This is a genomic window from Pseudomonas sp. LB-090624 (assembly GCF_003205205.1).
In the GTDB taxonomy this organism is placed as follows: Bacteria; Pseudomonadota; Gammaproteobacteria; order Pseudomonadales; family Pseudomonadaceae; genus Aquipseudomonas.
Window position 1 is genome coordinate 12,145 of the sequence record NZ_QJRL01000033.1, and the last position, 17,434, is coordinate 29,578.

A 17,434-nucleotide genomic window follows, 5' to 3' on the forward strand; every position below is an offset into this window, starting at 1 on the left:
GCGGTGGAGGGCAAGGGCACGCCGTGATCCTGGCGGGGAGGGCCGCTGATTCATGGCCACCCCGAACCTCACGGCGTGCACTTGGCACCCCGACTGGCGCTCCATCGATAACCAACGGTCGGTTTCAGAATGCGCCTGGTCGCTCGCATACAACCCCCCGGCCCCACAAGTGCCATGCTTGCAGGATGCCTTCGGACCAGCGCACACAGATGCGCGGCCGGGGGCGAGGAGGCCGCCGCTACCGCGCAACCGTGACGTGGCCGGCGTGCCGCAGCAGAACACGCCGGACATCTGCCCGCACAATGATCGGGCAGGGTCCGTGATGCCGAGGTCCGCTGTATGCCTGATGAATTGCTTCACCTGCCCGTTATCCAACGCATTCTGGCTCGCGACCAGGGTACCCCCGGCGCCCTGTTGCCGATTCTGCATGCCATCCAGCAGGACCTGGGCTACATCCCCGATGCCGCTGTACCTGAAATTGCCCATGCCCTCAACCTCAGCCTGGCCGAGGTGCGTGGGGTTATCAGCTTCTATCACGATTTCCGTACTGCGCCACCGGCACGCCACACGTTGCGCCTGTGCCGCGCCGAGTCGTGCCAGAGCCGTGGCGCCGAGGCCTTGGCCGCGCAACTGCGCGAGCAACTGGCACTGGACGACCATGGCACCAGTGCCGACGGCGCCATCAGCCTGCGCCCGGTTTACTGCCTGGGCGCCTGCGCCTGTTCGCCGGCGCTGGAGCTCGATGGTCAGCTACACGCGCGCCTGACCCCTGAGCGGCTGCGCGCCCTGGTCGACGGTTGCCAGGAGGACGCGACATGCTGAAGCTTTACATCTCCTGTGATTCGGTTGCCCGCGCCGTGGGTGCCGATCAGGTTGTCGATGCCGTGCAGCGCGAAGCCGAGCGCCGCCAGTTGCCACTGGAAATCCTGCGTACCAGCTCCCGTGGGCTGTACTGGCTGGAACCGCTGATCGAATGCGACAGCGCGCAAGGTCGCCTGGGGTTTGGCCCGATCACGCCGCAGGACGTGCCGGGGTTGCTCGATGCCTTGGCTGGCGAATCTGGCGGCCACTCGCTGGCCTTGGGGCCAGTTGAAGCCATCCCCTACCTGAAGACTCAACAACGCCTGCTGTTCGCCCGCGCCGGCATAACCCGCCCGTTGTCGCTGGACGACTACCGCGCCCACGGTGGCTTCGCCGGCCTGGAGGCTGCGTTGGCGCTTGAGGGTGCCGATGTGGTCGCTGCCGTGCTCGATTCCGGCTTGCGCGGCCGTGGCGGTGCAGCGTTCCCTGCCGGCATCAAGTGGCGCACCGTGCGTGATGCCGGGGCGGGGCAGAAGTACGTGGTGTGCAACGCCGACGAAGGCGACTCCGGTACCTTTGCCGACCGTATGCTGATGGAAGGCGACCCTTTCCTGCTGATCGAAGGCATGATCATTGCCGGCCTCGCCGTGGGTGCCGACAAGGGTTACATCTATGTACGCTCGGAATACCCAGACGCCATCCGTGTGCTCGGCCAGGCCTGCGCCATCGCCCGTGAAGCCGGTTATCTCGGCACCAATGTCGGCGGCAGCGGCCGGGCGTTCGACCTGGAAGTGCGGGTGGGTGCCGGGGCCTATATCTGCGGCGAAGAAACCGCGCTGCTCGAGTCCATCGAAGGCAAGCGCGGCATTGTTCGCGCCAAGCCGCCGCTGCCTGCACTGCAAGGCCTGTTCGGCTTGCCGACGCTGGTGCACAACGTGCTCACCCTGGCTTCGGTGCCAATCATCCTGGCCAAGGGCGCAGCGTTCTATCGCGACTTCGGCATGGGCCGCTCGCTGGGCACCATGCCGTTTCAGCTGGCCGGCAATATTCGCAAGGGTGGCCTGGTGGAACGGGCCTTCGGCCTGACCCTGCGCGAACTGGTGGAAACGTATGGGGGTGGCACGGCCAGCGGTCGGCCGCTGAAGGCCGCGCAGGTCGGCGGCCCGCTCGGCGCCTGGGTGCCGCCCAGCCACTTCGACACGCCACTGGACTATGAAGCTTTCGCTGCCATGGGCGCGATGCTCGGCCATGGCGGCGTGGTGGTGGCCGACGACACCCTGAACATGGCCAGCATGGCGCGCTTTGCCCTGCAGTTCTGCGCCGAGGAATCCTGTGGCAAGTGCACCCCGTGCCGCATTGGATCGACCCGGGGCATGGAAGTGGTCGACCGGCTGATCGCCAGCAGCGAGCTTGGCGAGCGTCACGACCAGGCCCTGTTGCTGCGCGACCTGTGCGACACCATGCAGTACGGCTCGCTGTGCGCCATGGGCGGCATGACCGCCTACCCGGTGGCCAGCGCCCTCAAGTACTTCCCCGCCGATTTCGGGCTGACCACCACGGAGGCCGCACAGTGATCAATTTCTTCGACCCCGCTTCTGATAAAAGCAGCGACCTCGGCACCCCGGCCCGTGACAGCGACGTGCAGGTCAGCCTGAGTATCGACGGCCGCGCCATCAGCGTGCCTGCCGGCACCTCGGTGATGCGCGCGGCGGCCATGCTTGGCACCAGCATCCCCAAGCTATGTGCCACCGACAGCCTCGAAGCCTTCGGCTCGTGCCGCATGTGCATGGTGGAAATCGAAGGCATGCGCGGTTACCCCGCGTCCTGCACCACGCCGGTCAGCGAAGGCATGGTGGTGCGCACCGAAACCCCACGCCTGGCCGGCCTGCGCCGCAATGTGATGGAACTGTACATCTCCGACCACCCGCTGGACTGCCTGACCTGTTCCGCCAACGGCAACTGCGAATTGCAGACCGTAGCCGGCCAGGTGGGCCTGCGCGAGGTACGTTATGGCTACGACGGCGCCAACCACCTGGGCGAGAAAAAGGACGTTTCCAACCCGTATTTCGACTACGAGCCGAGCAAGTGCATCGTTTGCAGCCGCTGTGTGCGCGCCTGCGAAGACATCCAGGGCACCTTCGCCCTGACCATCACCGGGCGCGGTTTTGACTCTCGGGTGTCGGCAGCGGGGGGGGACAACTTCCTGGCCTCTGAATGCGTGTCGTGTGGTGCCTGCGTGCAGGCCTGCCCGACCGCGACCCTGACGGAAAAAAGCCTGGTGCAGCTGGGCCAGCCGGAACGTTCGGTGATCACCACCTGCGCCTACTGTGGTGTGGGCTGCTCGTTCCGTGCAGAAATGAAGGGCGACCAGCTGGTGCGCATGGTCCCGGACAAGAACGGCGGCGCCAACCACGGCCACGCCTGTGTCAAAGGCCGCTTCGCCTGGGGCTACGCGACCCACCCGGACCGCATCACCAAGCCAATGCTTCGCAAGCGCCTGGAGGATCCGTGGCAGGAGGTCAGCTGGGACGAAGCGGTTACCTACGCTGCCAGCGAATTCCGCCGCATCCAGCTCAAGTACGGGCGTGACTCCATTGGTGGCATCACCTCCAGCCGTTGCACCAATGAAGAAGCCTACCTGGTGCAGAAGCTGGTGCGCACGGCATTCGGCAACAACAACGTCGATACCTGCGCACGGGTGTGCCATTCGCCCACCGGCTATGGCCTGAAACAGACCTTGGGTGAATCAGCCGGCACGCAAAGCTTCGACTCGGTGATGCAGGCCGACGTGGTGCTGGTGATCGGCGCCAACCCCACCGACGCCCACCCGGTGTTTGGCTCGCAACTCAAGCGCCGTCTGCGACAGGGGGCGCGGCTGATCGTGATCGACCCACGGCGCATCGACCTGGTCGACTCGCCACATGCCCGCGCCGAGCTGCATTTGCAGCTTCGCCCTGGCACCAACGTGGCCATGCTCAACGCCCTGGCCCATGTGATCGTCACCGAGGGCCTGCTGGCGCAGCGTTTCATCGATGAACGCTGCGAAACCCAAGACTTTGCCCGCTGGCGCGACTTCGTCAGCCTTGCAGAAAATGCCCCGGAAGCCCTCGGCCCGGTGTGTGGTGTACCCCCGGAGCAGATCCGCGCCGCCGCCCGGTTGTATGCCACCGGTGGCAATGCGGCCATCTACTACGGGCTGGGCGTGACCGAGCACAGCCAGGGCAGCACTGCGGTAATGGGGATTGCCAACCTGGCCATGGCCACTGGTAATATCGGCCGTGAAGGGGTAGGGGTGAATCCGCTGCGCGGGCAGAACAACGTGCAGGGCTCGTGCGACATGGGCTCGTTCCCGCACGAGCTGCCCGGTTACCGGCATATTTCCAACGAGGGTGTGCGGGCCGAGTTCGAGCGCGCCTGGGGCGTGACCTTGCAACCCGACCCGGGCTTGCGCATCCCCAACATGTTCGAAGCGGCGCTGGACGGTAGCTTCAAGGCGCTGTACTGCCAAGGCGAGGATATTGCCCAGAGCGACCCCAACACCCAGCACGTGACCGCGGCATTGCTCGCCATGGAGTGCGTGGTGGTGCAGGACATCTTTCTCAACGAAACCGCCAAGTTCGCCCATGTGTTCCTGCCGGGCAGCTCGTTCCTTGAAAAGGATGGCACCTTCACCAATGCCGAGCGGCGTATTTCGCGGGTGCGCAAGGTCATGGAACCGCTGGCCGGCAAGGCTGACTGGGAAGCCACCGCTGCCCTCGCGGGCGCCCTTGGCTACCCGATGAACTACCGCCACCCGTCCGAGATCATGGACGAGATCGCCCGCCTGACGCCGACCTTCCGCCGGGTCAGCTATGCGGAAATCGACCGCCACGGCAGCTTGCAATGGCCCTGCAACGACACCGCGCCGGATGGCACGCCTACCATGCACATCGACCAATTCGTGCGCGGCAAGGGCCGCTTCATGCTCACGGGCTACGTGCCCACCGACGAGAAGGTCAACAACCGCTACCCGCTGCTGCTGACTACCGGCCGTATCCTCAGCCAGTACAACGTCGGCGCCCAGACCCGACGCACTGCCAACGTTGCCTGGCATGATGCCGACCGCCTGGAAATCCACCCTGCCGACGCTGAAAGCCGAGGTGTTCAGGACGGCGACTGGGTCGGCATCGGCAGCCGTGCCGGGCAAACCGTGCTGCGCGCCAAGGTCAGTACGCGGGTGGCGCCGGGAGTGGTGTACACCACCTTCCACTTCCCCGAGTCGGGGGCCAACGTAATCACTACCGACAATTCTGACTGGGCCACCAACTGTCCCGAATACAAGGTGACAGCGGTGGAGGTGGTGAAGGTGTTCCAGCCATCGCAATGGCAGAAGCGCTACCAGGACTTCAGTGACGAGCAGCGACGCCTGCTGCAGGAACGGCGTACAGCGAAAAAAGCCGAGGTACGCCAATGAGCAGCGACAACCTGGTCAAGATGGCCAACCAGATTGCCCATTATTTCGACAGCGAGCCCGATCGGGTACTGGCGGTGCAGGGCGTGCGCCAGCATTTGCAGAATTTCTGGACGCCGGCCATGCGCCGGCAGCTGGCGGAGTGGGCGGCAGCCAATGAAGGGGAGGGGCTGGACCCGAAGGTGCGTGAGGCGTTGGCCTAGCTGAACCAGGTCTCAAGACCTTGCTCGATCGCTGTGGGGGCGGCTTTGTGGCGCGAAAGAGCCGCTCCCACCCTGATCGCCTCAGCCGCGGGCCAGTTCCGCCTGATGGGCAATGGCTTCCTCGCTCTTGAGGACCAGCACATCCCCTTCAAGGGCATCCAGCACCACCTCTGAGGTGTTGCCAATCAATGCCCCGGAAAGCCCCCTGCGGCCCACCGTACCAATCACCGTCACCACCGCAGCCAGCTGCTTCTCGGTATGCGGAATCAGCACGTCCGCCGGCCCTTCGGCAACATGCAGGCACGCTTCGCTGATGCCGTACTCGGCCTGGAACGCCTTGCACGCCTCGCGGTAGCGCTGCTCGATGGTATCGCTTAGCTGGTAGGTGGGGTCCGAGGCCGACAGCATTGGCGATGGGTGGGCGCTGATGACATGCAGCTCGCCTTTGGCCAGTTTGGCAATCTCAAAGCCATGGTCGATGATGCTGGCATGCAGCCGGCGATGATCTTCATCCTGGTTGCCTACATCTACTGCGGCAAGGATCTTGCCGCCGGTCCACGGTCGCTCGCTCTTCACCATCAGCACCGCGCACGGGCACTGGCGCAGCAGCTTCCAGTCAATGGGCGTGAGCAGGGCCTTTTTAAGCGGGTTGTCCGGGCGGTGTTCCTTGATCACCAGTTCACAGCCTTCGGCCTGCTGCACGTGAATGATGGTGTCGTGCAGGTTGTCGCGCCAAGCCTCTTCGTGGGTGACATTGTCGTAACCGTCATCGTGCAACTGACTGCTCAATAGGCTCAGTAGCGCGCTGTGGTCATGCCGTTTGTCGCACATCAGCAGGTGCAGGCGCGCGCCGGTGACCCCAGCGATCAGCTTGGCCCGGGTCAGCGCCCGGCTGTGGGCGTGCTCGGGGTCGAGGACGACGAGGATGCTGCGGACGGCTTGCATGGGCGTGCTCCCTTTGAAAGAAGTGGCAGATGCCGGCTGAAACCGGGGCCGCTGCGCAGCCAATGCCGGCAAGCCAGCTCCCTCATCGATCGCGGCGACTCCAAACCGGGCGCTGTCTGGTGGGAACTGGCCTGGCCCAGACTATAGTCGGGACTGGCCTCACCGCCGCTTGATGTGCATCAAGCATAGTCACTGGCGCCGCCCGCCGCCGCCGGTATAATCGCCGGCCCTGCCTGTTCTGTGTGGTTGCACGCTTATGTCCCTGATCCCCGAAATCGACGCCTTTCTTGGCTGCCCGACCCCAGACGCCTGGATCGAAGCAGCCCTGGCCGACCAGGAAACCTTGCTGATCGACCACAAGAATTGCGAATTCAAAGCCGCCAGCACCGCCTTGAGCCTGATCGCCAAGTACAACACCCACCTTGACCTGATCAACATGATGTCGCGCCTGGCCCGTGAGGAGTTGGTGCACCACGAGCAGGTGCTGCGCCTGATGAAGCGCCGCGGGGTGGCGTTGCGCCCGGTGTCGGCGGGGCGTTATGCCTCCGGGTTGCGTCGCCTGGTGCGCGCCCATGAGCCAGTCAAGCTGGTGGATACGCTGGTGGTGGGGGCATTTATCGAAGCGCGTAGCTGCGAGCGCTTCGCCGCGCTGGTACCGCACCTGGATGAGGAGCTCGGCCGCTTCTACCATGGCCTGCTGAAAAGCGAAGCGCGCCACTACCAGGGCTACCTGAAACTGGCGCACAACTACGGTGAAGAGGCGGACATCGCCCGCCGGGTGGAGCTGGTGCGCGCTGCGGAGATGGAACTGATCCAGTCACCGGACCAGGAACTGCGCTTCCACAGCGGCATACCGCTGGCCCAAGCCGTCTGATGGGTTGCAGGCGGCCCAAGCCCAACGCGCTGTGTGAGAAGCCGGCTCAAGGCTTTTCACACGGCGCCTGGTGTCACCTGAGCCTAGTTGCGCCGGCCCAGCAGCAGGCCCACCACCAGCCCAAGGCCGGCAGAAATGGCTACGGTCTGCCATGGATGGCCGCCGATGTAGTCCTGAGTGGCATTCACCACCGGTTGCGCTTTTTCACGCACGCTGCCAGCGGCCTGGCGTGCCTGCTTGAGTTTCAGGCTGACCTGCGCGCGCAGGCTGTCTGCTTCTTCGCCAACCAGGGCAGCGCTGTCATTCAGCAGCTTTTCCGATTCTTCGATCAGCGACTGCAACTCGCTGAACACCTGGTCCTTGATCTGATCGCTGTCGGCCAGCGCGGCGTTTTTCCGGGCCATGAACTCGTCCTCGTCGATGGGGTGGTTTGAACAATGGATGCCGCCGCGTCGGGAAAGTTGCGCCGGCTTAGCGATGTTGCAATGCCTGGGTGTAAGATAGCGGTCATTTTCAAACATGCAGGTATCTTCATGAGTTTCAACCTGGCCAACATGAGCTTCGAGGAACGGGCACAGATCGAGGCAGAGAAGGCTCGGCTTTTCGAAATGTGGCAGAACAACCTGGGCAAGGCCAAGGGTGAAGCGGCCCGGCTGATCGCCGAAAAACCGCGGCGCAAGGGCAAATGGGCCGAATGGGTACGCGCCGAGCTGGAGGGCATGACGCCACCCGAATACGCCAGCATGGTGCGCAGCGAGGTCAACAAGTTGATGGCAGCGGCCAGCGCCGGCCGCTGAGTACCCCCGCCGGGCGCTTACCAGTAGGCGCCCTTGGGCAAGTCCAGCTTGCCCTCGTCGGTGAAGCGCACGGTCCCCAGCGGCCCGCCGGCAAGCTTGCCGCGCAGCTTGTACGGCAGGCCCTGCAGTGAGTCCAGCTGGCCCAGCCCGTAGGCCTGGCGCAGGAAGGAAAACGCCGTGATGCTGACCGGCACCACGATCACTGCCTCGTCGTAACGGCCAATGTGCCCTTGCTGGTCACTGACCCCGGCGGCCAGCGGCTGGCCGTTGACTTCCAGGTTTAGGGCGATGCCGTTGAAGTCGATCGGCGCCTCATTGGGGTTTTGCACCCGCATCTTCACCGCCATGCGCAACTCCAGCTCCTGCCCAGGCAGTGGCTCGATGCCGATCACGCTGATGTTCACCGGGTCGCGCGGCTGGAACAGTGCGCAGGCGGCCAGGCTGCTGGTCAGCAGCACGGCCATCAGTAGGCGGGTGTAGCGGTACAGACGGGCAGTCATGGGGGGGGCGACCTTGCCAGAGTGAACGAGTGGCCAGTGTGGCAAATACGCGTTGGCGTTGAAAGTATCGGCCCAGACGAAAGACCCTGTTTCTCATTAACGCCCAATAACTTCTCCTACCGGCCGTTCTTGAACCCATGCTGACGTCACCTGTGTCGGGCCCGCTGGCGTGTTTCCAGGCGTACTACGACGGCCTGCTTCAGGATCTGGCGCGGCATTTGTCAGGCTTTGCGAGGTCCGTGTGACAGAGACCGGCTCAGGCAAACGCCTTCAGCAAATCCTGGGCGAAGACATTGGCAGCCTCACCCACTACCTGCGCCCGATGCCGGGCCAGGGTAAATGGCACGACAAAATCCAGCCCCGGGTCCAGCGGCCACAACAGCCCTTCGGCCTCCCACGCCCGCGCGCAATGGTATGGCAGATAGCCAATATGCCGCCCCGACAGGATGAACGTCAGCACGCTCTCGATCTGCTCCGCACCGCCATGCTGCGCCGGCTCTGGAACGGCTCGTCGCCTTTGAGAAAACGATACGGATGGCGCACCTGGTCCTGCTCCAGCAAGCGCTCTTGCGCGACGCCCGTCTCGCCGAACAATGAGTGCCCTTTGCCGCAATACAGCCGTTGTCGCTCTTCGAACAACGGCTGGTAATCGAACGCTGCCTGGTTGCCGGAAAAGTAGCTGATGGCGTAGTCCAGCCGTTGCTCGAGCAATAGCCGCTCCAGCTCGGCCGGTGGCGCACTGATCAGCTCCAGCTGTACCGACTCTTCCCGGCTGCGAAACGCCGCGATGGCAGCCGCCAGCTTCAGGTTCACCGCCTTGTCCTGGTTTTCTGCCAGGCCAATGCGTACCGTCCCCAGCAGCCGCCCGGCAACACCATTGGCTTGCTGGCGAAACTGCTCGATGTTCAGCAGCAGCCCGCGTGCCGCTTCCAATAGCATTTCGCCTTTTTCCGTCAGGTGAAAACCGCCCTTGCCACGGCTGCACAGGCGGTAACCCAGGCGAGCCTCCAGTTGCGCCATGCGCTGGCTGATGGTGGGCTGGCTCAAGCCCGACACGCCTTGCGCGGCGCTGAAGCCCCCAGCCTCGACTACAGTGACGAACAGCCGCAGCAGGTGCAGGTCGGGGTCGTGCACTTGTCCGAGCATTACATTGCTCCTGAAGAATGTCAGCTTTGCAAACTTGCCATTCCTGCAATGTAACCCGGCTGGCATGCTCGCGGCATCCACCCATTTGCCGAGGTGTCCGCCATGCGTCGATCGTTGTGCCTGTTGTCCCTGGTCCTGGCCTTGCCGCTGCAAGCCGAAGAGAAGGTCGTCAACCTCTACAGCTGGGCCGACTACGTCGCCCCGGAAACGCTCCAGCGCTTTGAGCGGGAAACCGGCTACAAGGTGCGCTACGACACCTTTGATACCACCGAAGTGCTGGAAACCAAGCTGCTGACCGGTGGCAGCGGCTACGACGTGGTAGTACCGTCGTCCACCGTGCTGGCGCGGGCGCTCAAGGCCAATGCCCTGCAACCGCTGGACGCCCAGACCATGCCTGGCTATGGCAACCTCGACAAGGACTTGTTGGCCAAGCTCGCCGAGGCCGACCCCGGCAACCGCCATGCCGTGCCGTACACTTGGGGCACCCTGGGCCTGGGGGTGAACGTGGAGGCGGTGCGCCAGCGCCTGGGCGATGTGCCGCTGGACAGCCTCGATCTGCTGTTCAAGCCCGAGTACGCCAGCCGCCTGAAGGATTGCGGTATCGCCATGCCAGACTCGCCGCAGGAGGTGATCGGCGTAGCGCTGAACTACCTGGGCAAGCACCCTTACAGTCAGGACAAGGCTGACCTGGCCGCTGCGCAGAACCTGCTCAGCCAGTTGCAGCCGTCGATCAGCTACGTCGCCAATGGCCGGCAGATCAGCGACCTGGCCAACGGCAGCGTGTGCCTGGCGCTGACCTACAACGGTGATGCGGCGATGGCGGCCGACCAGGCGCGGCGTGCCGGCAAGCCGTTCGAGGTGATCTACCGCATCCCCCGCGAAGGCACGTTGGTGTGGCAAGACAACCTGGTCATTCCCAAGGGCGCCCCGCACCCCGAGGCCGCGCGGGCGTTCATCGCGTTCATGCTCAAGCCCGAGTCGGTAGCGGCACTGACCAACACGCTGTTCTTCGCCAACGCCAACCAGGCTGCCACGCCGTTGGTCGACGAAGCGGTACGCAACGACCCGGACATCTATCCGCCGGCCGAAGTGCGCCAGCGCCTGTATGCCGACCGCAGCATGGCCCTGGCCGACCTGCGCCAGCGCAACCGCCTGTGGACCGCTTTCCGCAGCCGCCAATGACCCTAACGACCGAGGAGCCCGACCGTGGATCAAGCCGCAAACAATGACCAGGCCATGACCCGCGACAGCCTGTATGGCACTGCCGCAGAAAGTACCTACGCCGGCATTACCAGTTTCTCGCGCCGCCGCTACAGCCGCGACTTGCGTGGGGTTGACGTGGTGGTCAGCGGGGTGCCGTTCGACACTGCCACCAGCAACCGCCCTGGCGCGCGCTTCGGCCCACGGGCAATCCGTGCCGCCTCGGTGCAGCAGGCCTGGGCCCGCCACTGGCCGTGGGCATTCGACCCGTTCGACCACCTGGCAGTGATCGACTATGGCGACTGCGCCTTCGACAGCGGCACGCCGCAGTCGGTACCGGACAGCATCGAAACCCATGCCGAACATATTCTGCAAGCCGGCTGCGCCATGCTCACGCTGGGGGGAGACCACTTCATCACCTACCCACTGCTCAAGGCCCATGCCCGCCGGCATGGCCCTTTGGCACTGATCCATTTCGATGCGCACAGCGATACCTGGCCGGACGAGGAGGGCAAGCGCATCGACCATGGCACCATGTTCTGGCATGCCGCCCGCGAAGGCCTGGTGGACCCGGCCCATTCGGTGCAGATCGGCCTGCGCACCACCAACGACGACAGCCAGGGCTTTGCCATTGTCGATGCCCGGCAGGTGCATCGCCAGGGCACCGAGGCGGTGATTGCGGCGATCCGCCAGCGGGTGGGCGAGCGGCCTGTCTACCTTACGTTCGATATCGACTGCCTCGACCCGGCCTACGCGCCCGGTACCGGTACGCCGGTGTGTGGCGGGTTGAGCACGGTCCAGGCGCTGGAGATTCTTGGTGGTTTGCGCGGCATCAACCTGGTGGGCATGGACCTGGTGGAGGTGGCACCGGCCTATGACCATGCCGATATCACCGCATTGGCCGGGGCAACCCTGGCGATGGAGATGCTGTGCCTGTATGCGGCGCGGCACAAGGTGGATAAAGGCCAGTAACCTGGGCCCGCTTTGTGGCCCATTCGCAGCACCAGGCTGCTGCTGCGGGAGCACGCAGGTGCTGCGAATGGGCGCATACTGAAACATCAGGAATCAACTCCATCCGCATTCACGCTTTTGCCGCGAACCCCCGGCGCCTTAGGCTATCAAACCCACCAGGCGCGGCATTTTCGTACAGGAGGTGAAGCATGACCCCGACATTGCCCATCCTGGCCCTCGGCCTGGCTTTATGCCTGCCCGCGCACGCCGCCCCTGAGCCACCGTTGCAGCTCGCCGCCGGCAACAACAACCCCTACAACAGCCCGATCCAGCGCGCCAACCCCAACAGTCGCCAGGGCAGCATGCCAGCCACCCCGCCGGTCCGCGGCCCGTCCACCGACCCGTACCAGCGACCCCCGACACTGGACAATCGCGGCATCGGCAATGGCGATAACCTGCGCCGCCAGCAGCGAACCCCGAACCTGGAACCTACCCGGCCACCGCGCGACAACCCGCGTGCGCCATGAGCCCATCTGAAAGGAATTCTGCATGCTTCGAGCACCCTGGCTAGCCACCCTCACCGCCGCCGCACTGCTGCCCTTGCTGGCGCAAGCGGCGGCTGAACAGCAGTTTCGCAGTGAAGAGGGCACACTGACTGTCAGCACTGTGGCCGATGGCCTGCGCAACCCCTGGGCGCTTGCTTTCCTGCCGGGCGGCAAGGACATGCTGGTCACCGAGCGCTCCGGCAACCTGCGCCTGGTCAATGCTGAAGGCAAGGTCGGCCCGCCGATCAGCGGCGTGCCGAAGGTGTGGGCCGAGGGCCAGGGTGGCCTGCTGGATGTAGTGCTGTCGCCCGCGTTCGCCAAGGACCGCACCGTTTACCTGTCGTTCGCTGAGGAGGGCAGTGACGGCAAGGCAGGGACAGCGGTCGGCCGCGGGCAACTGTCCGAAGACCGCGCCCGGCTGCAGAATTTCACGGTGATCTTCCGCCAGCAGCCCAAGTTGTCGGTCGGCAACCACTTCGGTTCGCGTCTGGTATTCGACCGCAACGGCTACCTGTTCATCGCCCTAGGCGAGAACAACCAGCGCCCCACTGCCCAGGACCTGGACAAGCTGCAGGGCAAGATCGTGCGCATCCTCCCGGACGGCGAAGTGCCCAAGGACAACCCTTTCGTCGGTAAGGACAACGTGCGCCCAGAGATCTGGTCGTTTGGGCACCGTAACCAGCAAGGCGCCGCGCTGAACCCCTGGACCGGCAAGCTGTGGACCCACGAGCATGGCCCGCGTGGTGGTGATGAAATCAATATCCCCGAGCCTGGCAAGAACTATGGCTGGCCGATTGCAACCCATGGCATCAATTACTCGATGCTGCCGATCCCCGAGGCCAAGGGCAAGCATGTCGATGGCATGGTCGACCCGCACCACGTCTGGGAGAAGTCGCCGGGCATCAGCGGCATGGCGTTCTACGACAGCCCCATGTTCAAGGCGTGGGACCACAACCTGTTCATTGGTGCGCTGGCGACACAGGAGCTGATCCGCTTGCAGCTGAACGGGGACAAGGTGGTGCACGAGGAGCGCCTGCTGGGCGACCTGAAGGCGCGGATTCGCGATGTGCGGGTGGGGCCGGATGGCTATCTGTATGTGCTGACCGATGACAAGGACGGTGCGCTGCTGAAAGTGGGCCTGGCCAACGACGCCTGAGAGCCCGGCATGGCATGTGGCAATTGCCGGGCGTGTCTGCGCCCACGGGGAGACGCGCCATCCTGGCGCCTGCGCGCAAGTTGGTCCGTGGCATGAGGTACGTTGCGGCATTCGGGTAGAATGCCGCATGGCCACCACTCCCCAATCCCTCTACCAGCAGGCCCTGACCAGTCAGGGCTATGTCGCCGACCCTGCCCAAGCCCGCGCCGTGGATGCCTTGCAGGCCTGCTTCCTGGCGGTCGAACGAGGCCGCCCGACCCGGGGCATCTACCTTTGGGGCCCGGTCGGCCGCGGCAAGACCTGGCTGATGGACCAGTTCCACCGCTGCCTGCGCGTGCCTGGCCGGCGCCAGCATTTTCACCATTTCATGGCCTGGGTCCACCAGCGGCTGTTCCAGCTTAACGGCACTGCCGACCCCTTGCTGGCCCTGGCCCGGGAGCTTGCCGGGCAGATCCGCGTGCTGTGCTTCGATGAACTGTTCGTCAATGACATTGGCGACGCGATCATTCTCGGTCGCCTGTTCCAGGTGTTGTTCGATCAGGGTGTGGTGATCGTTGCCACTTCCAACCAGCCACCCGAACAGCTGTACCGTGATGGCTTCAACCGTGAGCGCTTTCTGCCTGCCATTGCCGCCATCCAGCGGCACATGCAGGTACTGCCGGTGGCCGGCGAGCAGGACCACCGCCTGCACCCTGGCGCCGAACACCAGCGCTACTGGGTAGCAGGGGCGGGGCAGGCCAGCCAGTTCAACGAGGTGTTCCGCCACCTCAGCCCCGACGATGCCGGCACTGAGCAGCCCTTGGTCATCGGTTCCAGGCACGTTCAAGTGGTGCGCCGCAGCGAACAGGCCATCTGGTGCCGCTTTGCCGACCTGTGCGAGCAACCGCTCGCCGCCCTGGAATTCATGGCGCTGTGCGACCGCTTCCCGGCCATTCTGGTATCGGCTATTCCGGCGCTGGGCGGTGAGCAGCGGGCCGGGCGTATTGCCCGTGGCACTGAGGATGCGGCGGCGCGGGTGGTGGCGGGAGACCGCGAGCTGCCGGCGCTGTCGCCCAAGGACGATGCGGTGCGCCGCTTCATTGCCCTGGTCGACGAATGTTACGACCGCCGGGTAGCGTTGTACCTGGAAGCGCAGGTGCCGCTCGATGCCCTCTACACTGAAGGGTATCTGGCGTTCCCGTATCAACGGACCCTGAGCCGGCTACGGGAGATGCAACTGCAACGCTTCGCTTGAGAAGGAGCCGAACCATGCAGCCGTTGTCGCATCATCTGCTGACCCAGGCTTACAACAATGGCTGGGCCAACCACCGCTTGTACAAGGCTTGCCTGCAACTGAGCCAGGACGAATTCGTCGCCCCGCGCTGCAGCTTTTTTCCGTCGATCAAGGCCACCCTCAACCACTTGCTGACGGTGGACTGGTTCTACCTGCACATGCTTGAGTGCGAGCAGCGTGGCGAGCAGCCTGAGGCCGATGGCGAGCGCTTTTTCGACCCGGAGCAGCCGTTTGCTACCTGTACCGACCTGCATGCCGAACAAGCGCAGGCCGATCACCGCTTGATCACGTATTGCCGCACGCTGAACGATGACGAATTGCGCCGCTATGTGAGTATCGTGCGGCCCGAGCGTGTGCAGCGCGAGCAGCGGCTGCGCTTGTTGTCGCACCTGTTCGAGCACCAGGTGCATCACCGTGGGCAAGTGCATGCGATGCTCAGTGACACGGCGGTCAGGCCGCCGCAGCTGGACGAGTTTTTCTGCGAGGAAGAGGCGGGGTCAAGGGCAGATGATTTTGCCGAGCTGGGCTGGACCGAGGCGCAGGTCTGGAAAATGTAGGGGCTGCCAAGCAGCCCCGTTCATTGGCTTACTTGTTCAGCCACTCCACCAGCGTGCGATTGAACCGCACCGGCTCTTCGATCTGCGGCGCATGCCCCATGCCTTCGAAGGTGATCAGCTCACCCTTGGGAATCAGCTTGGCCACCTGCGGCCCCAGCGCTTCGTACCTGCCCAGCTTGGCCTTCACCTCGGGCGGTGCGATATCACTGCCAATCGCCGTGGTGTCCTTGTCGCCGATCAGCAGCAAGGTCGGCATCTGCAGGTCCTTGAACTCGTGGTACACCGGCTGGGTGAAGATCATGTCGTAGATCAGCGCCGAGTTCCAAGCCACCGCTTGATGCCCCGGCCCTTTGTTCAGGCCCACCAGCATCTGCACCCAGCGTTCGTATTCCGGCTTCCAGCGCCCGGCGTAATAGGTCTTGCGCTCATAGTCGCGTACGCCCTCGGCATCCAGCTTCAGCTCGCGGGCATACCACTGGTCCACGGTGCGATAGGGCACGCCAAGGGCCTTCCAGTCTTCAAGGCCGATCGGGTTGACCATGGCCAGCCGTTCCACCTGCTGTGGGTACATCAGCGCGTAGCGGGTGGCAAGCATGCCGCCAGTGGAATGGCCAAGGACAATGGTTTGCTGCACGCCCAGCTGTTCGAGCAGGGCATGGGTATTGTCCGCCAGTTGCTGGAAACTGTACTGGTAATGGGCCGGCTTGCTTGAAGTACAGAAACCGACCTGGTCCGGGGCTATGACCCTGTAGCCGGCCTTGCTCAGGGCATCGATGGTGGTTTCCCAGGTGGCGGCGCAGAAGTTCTTGCCGTGCATCAGCACCACGCTGTGGCCGTTCGCCTTGCCTTGGGCGGGGACGTCCATATAGCCCATCTGCAGGGCCTGGCCTTGGGACGTGAAGTCAAAATGCTTGAGCGGATGCGGGTAACTGAAACCCTCGAGCTGAGGGCCGTAGGTGGGCGATTCGGCGGCGAAGGCCGAACCGCTGGCCAGGCAGGCGAGGGCCAGGGCGGTTGCGCGCAGCATGGGGGCACTCCATGTAGGACCATGTAGGAAGAGGGAATGTACCAGCCCATGGACCACGCGAAACGTGAAAGGTGTTACCAGGCGTGAAACCAGCCCAGGGTAATCATCGCCAGCGCGGCATAGCGGCCGGCCTTGGCCACGGTCACCAGCAGCAGGAAGCGCCAGAACGGCTCGCGCATGATCCCGGCGATCAGCGTCAGCGGGTCGCCGATCACCGGCATCCAGCTGAGCAGCAGCGACCATTGCCCCCAGCGCTGGTAGCGCTGCTGCGCGCGCTCCAGCTGTGCCGCGCTGAACGGGAACCAGCGTTTGTCACGCAGGTGCTCGATGGCCCGGCCCAGCAGCCAGTTCACCACCGAGCCCAGCACGTTGCCCGCGGTGGCCACCAGCAGCAGGGTCGCCCAGGCCTGGGGTTCGCGCAGCAACAGGCCGACCAACACAGCCTCCGATTGCAGCGGCAGCAGGGTGGCGGCCCCCAAGGCGCTGAAAAACAGCGCCCACAGGCTGAGCATCAGTAGTTGGCGACCACGGTGTCCTGGCCATCCTGGGTCACCCCGATGACCTCATAGGCATCTTTGTGGTCACCCATTTCCATGCCTGGCGAGCCCATCGGCATGCCCGGCACGGCCAGGCCCTTGAGGTCACTGCGCTTGGCCAGCAGGCGTACTTGCTCGGCCGGCACGTGGCCTTCGACGAACTTGCCGTCGATGACCCCGGTGTGGCACGACGCCAAGCGCGGTGCCACGCCCAAGCGTTGCTTGACTGCGCTCATGTTCGGCTCGACGTGGTCGTTGACCGTGAACCCGTTGTCACGCAGGTGGCTGATCCAGGCCTTGCAGCAGCCGCAGCTGGGATCGCGGTAGACGTCGATGGTTTCGGCGGCCTGGGCCAGGCCGGTGATGGCCAGCAGGCCGGCGGTAAGCAGGTGTTTGTGCAGCATGGTGAAACACTCCTCTGGACGCGCAGGCCAGCAGCATAGCGCAAGTGGCCCCAGGCGCAGGGGTGCCTG

The 17,434-nt window shown here is 64.5% G+C and carries 18 protein-coding genes and 1 pseudogene; 12 read left to right on the forward strand and 7 right to left on the reverse strand.

The window, feature by feature from the left end; translation table 11 throughout:
• Positions 1-339: 339 nt before the first annotated feature.
• The 4 genes from DMX11_RS22280 to DMX11_RS22295 are packed head-to-tail and all read left to right on the forward strand — an operon-like array spanning position 340 to position 5,454.
• The gene (locus DMX11_RS22280; protein WP_110746908.1) at positions 340-822 is read left to right on the forward strand and encodes a formate dehydrogenase subunit gamma; all 483 of its coding nucleotides are present in this window, start codon (positions 340-342) and stop codon (positions 820-822) included.
• Positions 816-2,375, forward strand: coding sequence for an NADH-quinone oxidoreductase subunit NuoF (locus tag DMX11_RS22285; protein WP_110746910.1), 1,560 nt, complete (start codon positions 816-818; stop codon positions 2,373-2,375). The genes DMX11_RS22280 and DMX11_RS22285 overlap by 7 nt, the downstream gene beginning before the upstream one ends.
• Positions 2,372-5,254, forward strand: a complete 2,883-nt coding sequence (fdhF, locus tag DMX11_RS22290; protein WP_110746912.1) for a formate dehydrogenase subunit alpha — start codon at positions 2,372-2,374, stop codon at positions 5,252-5,254. Before DMX11_RS22285 ends, fdhF begins: the two co-directional genes overlap by 4 nt.
• On the forward strand, positions 5,251-5,454 hold the full coding sequence (locus DMX11_RS22295) for a formate dehydrogenase subunit delta (protein WP_110746914.1): 204 nt from the start codon (positions 5,251-5,253) through the stop codon (positions 5,452-5,454). Before fdhF ends, DMX11_RS22295 begins: the two co-directional genes overlap by 4 nt.
• A gap of 81 nt (positions 5,455-5,535) precedes the next feature.
• Here DMX11_RS22295 and DMX11_RS22300 read toward each other — a convergent pair whose 3' ends face one another.
• Positions 5,536-6,399 (reverse strand): universal stress protein, encoded by an 864-nt coding sequence (locus tag DMX11_RS22300; RefSeq protein ID WP_110746916.1) that lies wholly within the window; start codon positions 6,397-6,399, stop codon positions 5,536-5,538.
• A gap of 256 nt (positions 6,400-6,655) precedes the next feature.
• On the opposite strand from DMX11_RS22300, the gene DMX11_RS22305 reads away from it, so the two are divergent.
• Positions 6,656-7,273 carry a tRNA-(ms[2]io[6]A)-hydroxylase gene (locus DMX11_RS22305; RefSeq protein WP_110746919.1) on the forward strand — a complete coding sequence of 206 codons (618 nt, stop codon included), beginning with the start codon at positions 6,656-6,658 and terminating at the stop codon, positions 7,271-7,273.
• Between the two features lie 83 nt (positions 7,274-7,356).
• On the opposite strand, the gene DMX11_RS22310 is transcribed toward DMX11_RS22305, so the two are convergent.
• Complete coding sequence (locus tag DMX11_RS22310) at positions 7,357-7,677, reverse strand: YqjD family protein (RefSeq protein ID WP_110746922.1); 321 nt, start codon at positions 7,675-7,677, stop codon at positions 7,357-7,359.
• Between the two features lie 129 nt (positions 7,678-7,806).
• Here DMX11_RS22310 and DMX11_RS22315 point away from each other — a divergent pair, with 129 nt between their 5' ends.
• Positions 7,807-8,070: a hypothetical protein gene (locus DMX11_RS22315; protein WP_110746924.1), complete on the forward strand. Its 264-nt coding sequence runs from the start codon at positions 7,807-7,809 to the stop codon at positions 8,068-8,070.
• A gap of 17 nt (positions 8,071-8,087) precedes the next feature.
• Here DMX11_RS22315 and DMX11_RS22320 read toward each other — a convergent pair whose 3' ends face one another.
• Positions 8,088-8,570, reverse strand: a complete 483-nt coding sequence (locus DMX11_RS22320) for an LEA type 2 family protein (protein ID WP_110746927.1) — start codon at positions 8,568-8,570, stop codon at positions 8,088-8,090.
• 256 nt (positions 8,571-8,826) lie between these two features.
• A pseudogene (locus tag DMX11_RS22325) lies at positions 8,827-9,716 on the reverse strand (LysR family transcriptional regulator).
• A 102-nt stretch (positions 9,717-9,818) separates the two neighbouring features.
• Here DMX11_RS22325 and DMX11_RS22330 point away from each other — a divergent pair.
• From DMX11_RS22330 to DMX11_RS22355, 6 genes are all read left to right on the forward strand, one after another.
• Positions 9,819-10,898, forward strand: a complete 1,080-nt coding sequence (locus DMX11_RS22330; protein ID WP_110746929.1) for a polyamine ABC transporter substrate-binding protein — start codon at positions 9,819-9,821, stop codon at positions 10,896-10,898.
• A 24-nt stretch (positions 10,899-10,922) separates the two neighbouring features.
• The gene (gene speB, locus DMX11_RS22335; RefSeq protein ID WP_110746932.1) at positions 10,923-11,888 is read left to right on the forward strand and encodes an agmatinase; all 966 of its coding nucleotides are present in this window, start codon (positions 10,923-10,925) and stop codon (positions 11,886-11,888) included.
• Between the two features lie 188 nt (positions 11,889-12,076).
• Entirely contained in the window at positions 12,077-12,394 is a 318-nt protein-coding gene (locus DMX11_RS22340) for a hypothetical protein (RefSeq protein WP_110746935.1), read from the forward strand.
• Between the two features lie 22 nt (positions 12,395-12,416).
• Positions 12,417-13,568 carry a PQQ-dependent sugar dehydrogenase gene (locus DMX11_RS22345; RefSeq protein WP_110746937.1) on the forward strand — a complete coding sequence of 384 codons (1,152 nt, stop codon included), beginning with the start codon at positions 12,417-12,419 and terminating at the stop codon, positions 13,566-13,568.
• Between the two features lie 127 nt (positions 13,569-13,695).
• Positions 13,696-14,802 (forward strand): cell division protein ZapE, encoded by a 1,107-nt coding sequence (zapE, locus tag DMX11_RS22350; protein ID WP_110746940.1) that lies wholly within the window; start codon positions 13,696-13,698, stop codon positions 14,800-14,802.
• A gap of 14 nt (positions 14,803-14,816) precedes the next feature.
• Positions 14,817-15,398, forward strand: a complete 582-nt coding sequence (locus DMX11_RS22355) for a DinB family protein (RefSeq protein WP_110746942.1) — start codon at positions 14,817-14,819, stop codon at positions 15,396-15,398.
• Positions 15,399-15,426: 28 nt separating this feature from the next.
• Here the strand turns inward: DMX11_RS22355 and DMX11_RS22360 are convergent, their stop codons facing one another.
• From DMX11_RS22360 to DMX11_RS22370, 3 genes are all read right to left on the reverse strand, one after another.
• Positions 15,427-16,425: an alpha/beta fold hydrolase gene (locus DMX11_RS22360; protein WP_110746944.1), complete on the reverse strand. Its 999-nt coding sequence runs from the start codon at positions 16,423-16,425 to the stop codon at positions 15,427-15,429.
• A 74-nt stretch (positions 16,426-16,499) separates the two neighbouring features.
• Complete coding sequence (locus tag DMX11_RS22365; protein WP_110746946.1) at positions 16,500-16,937, reverse strand: YqaA family protein; 438 nt, start codon at positions 16,935-16,937, stop codon at positions 16,500-16,502.
• Positions 16,937-17,365: a DUF411 domain-containing protein gene (locus tag DMX11_RS22370; RefSeq protein WP_110746948.1), complete on the reverse strand. Its 429-nt coding sequence runs from the start codon at positions 17,363-17,365 to the stop codon at positions 16,937-16,939. Before DMX11_RS22370 ends, DMX11_RS22365 begins: the two co-directional genes overlap by 1 nt.
• Between the last annotated feature and the right edge of the window lie 69 nt (positions 17,366-17,434).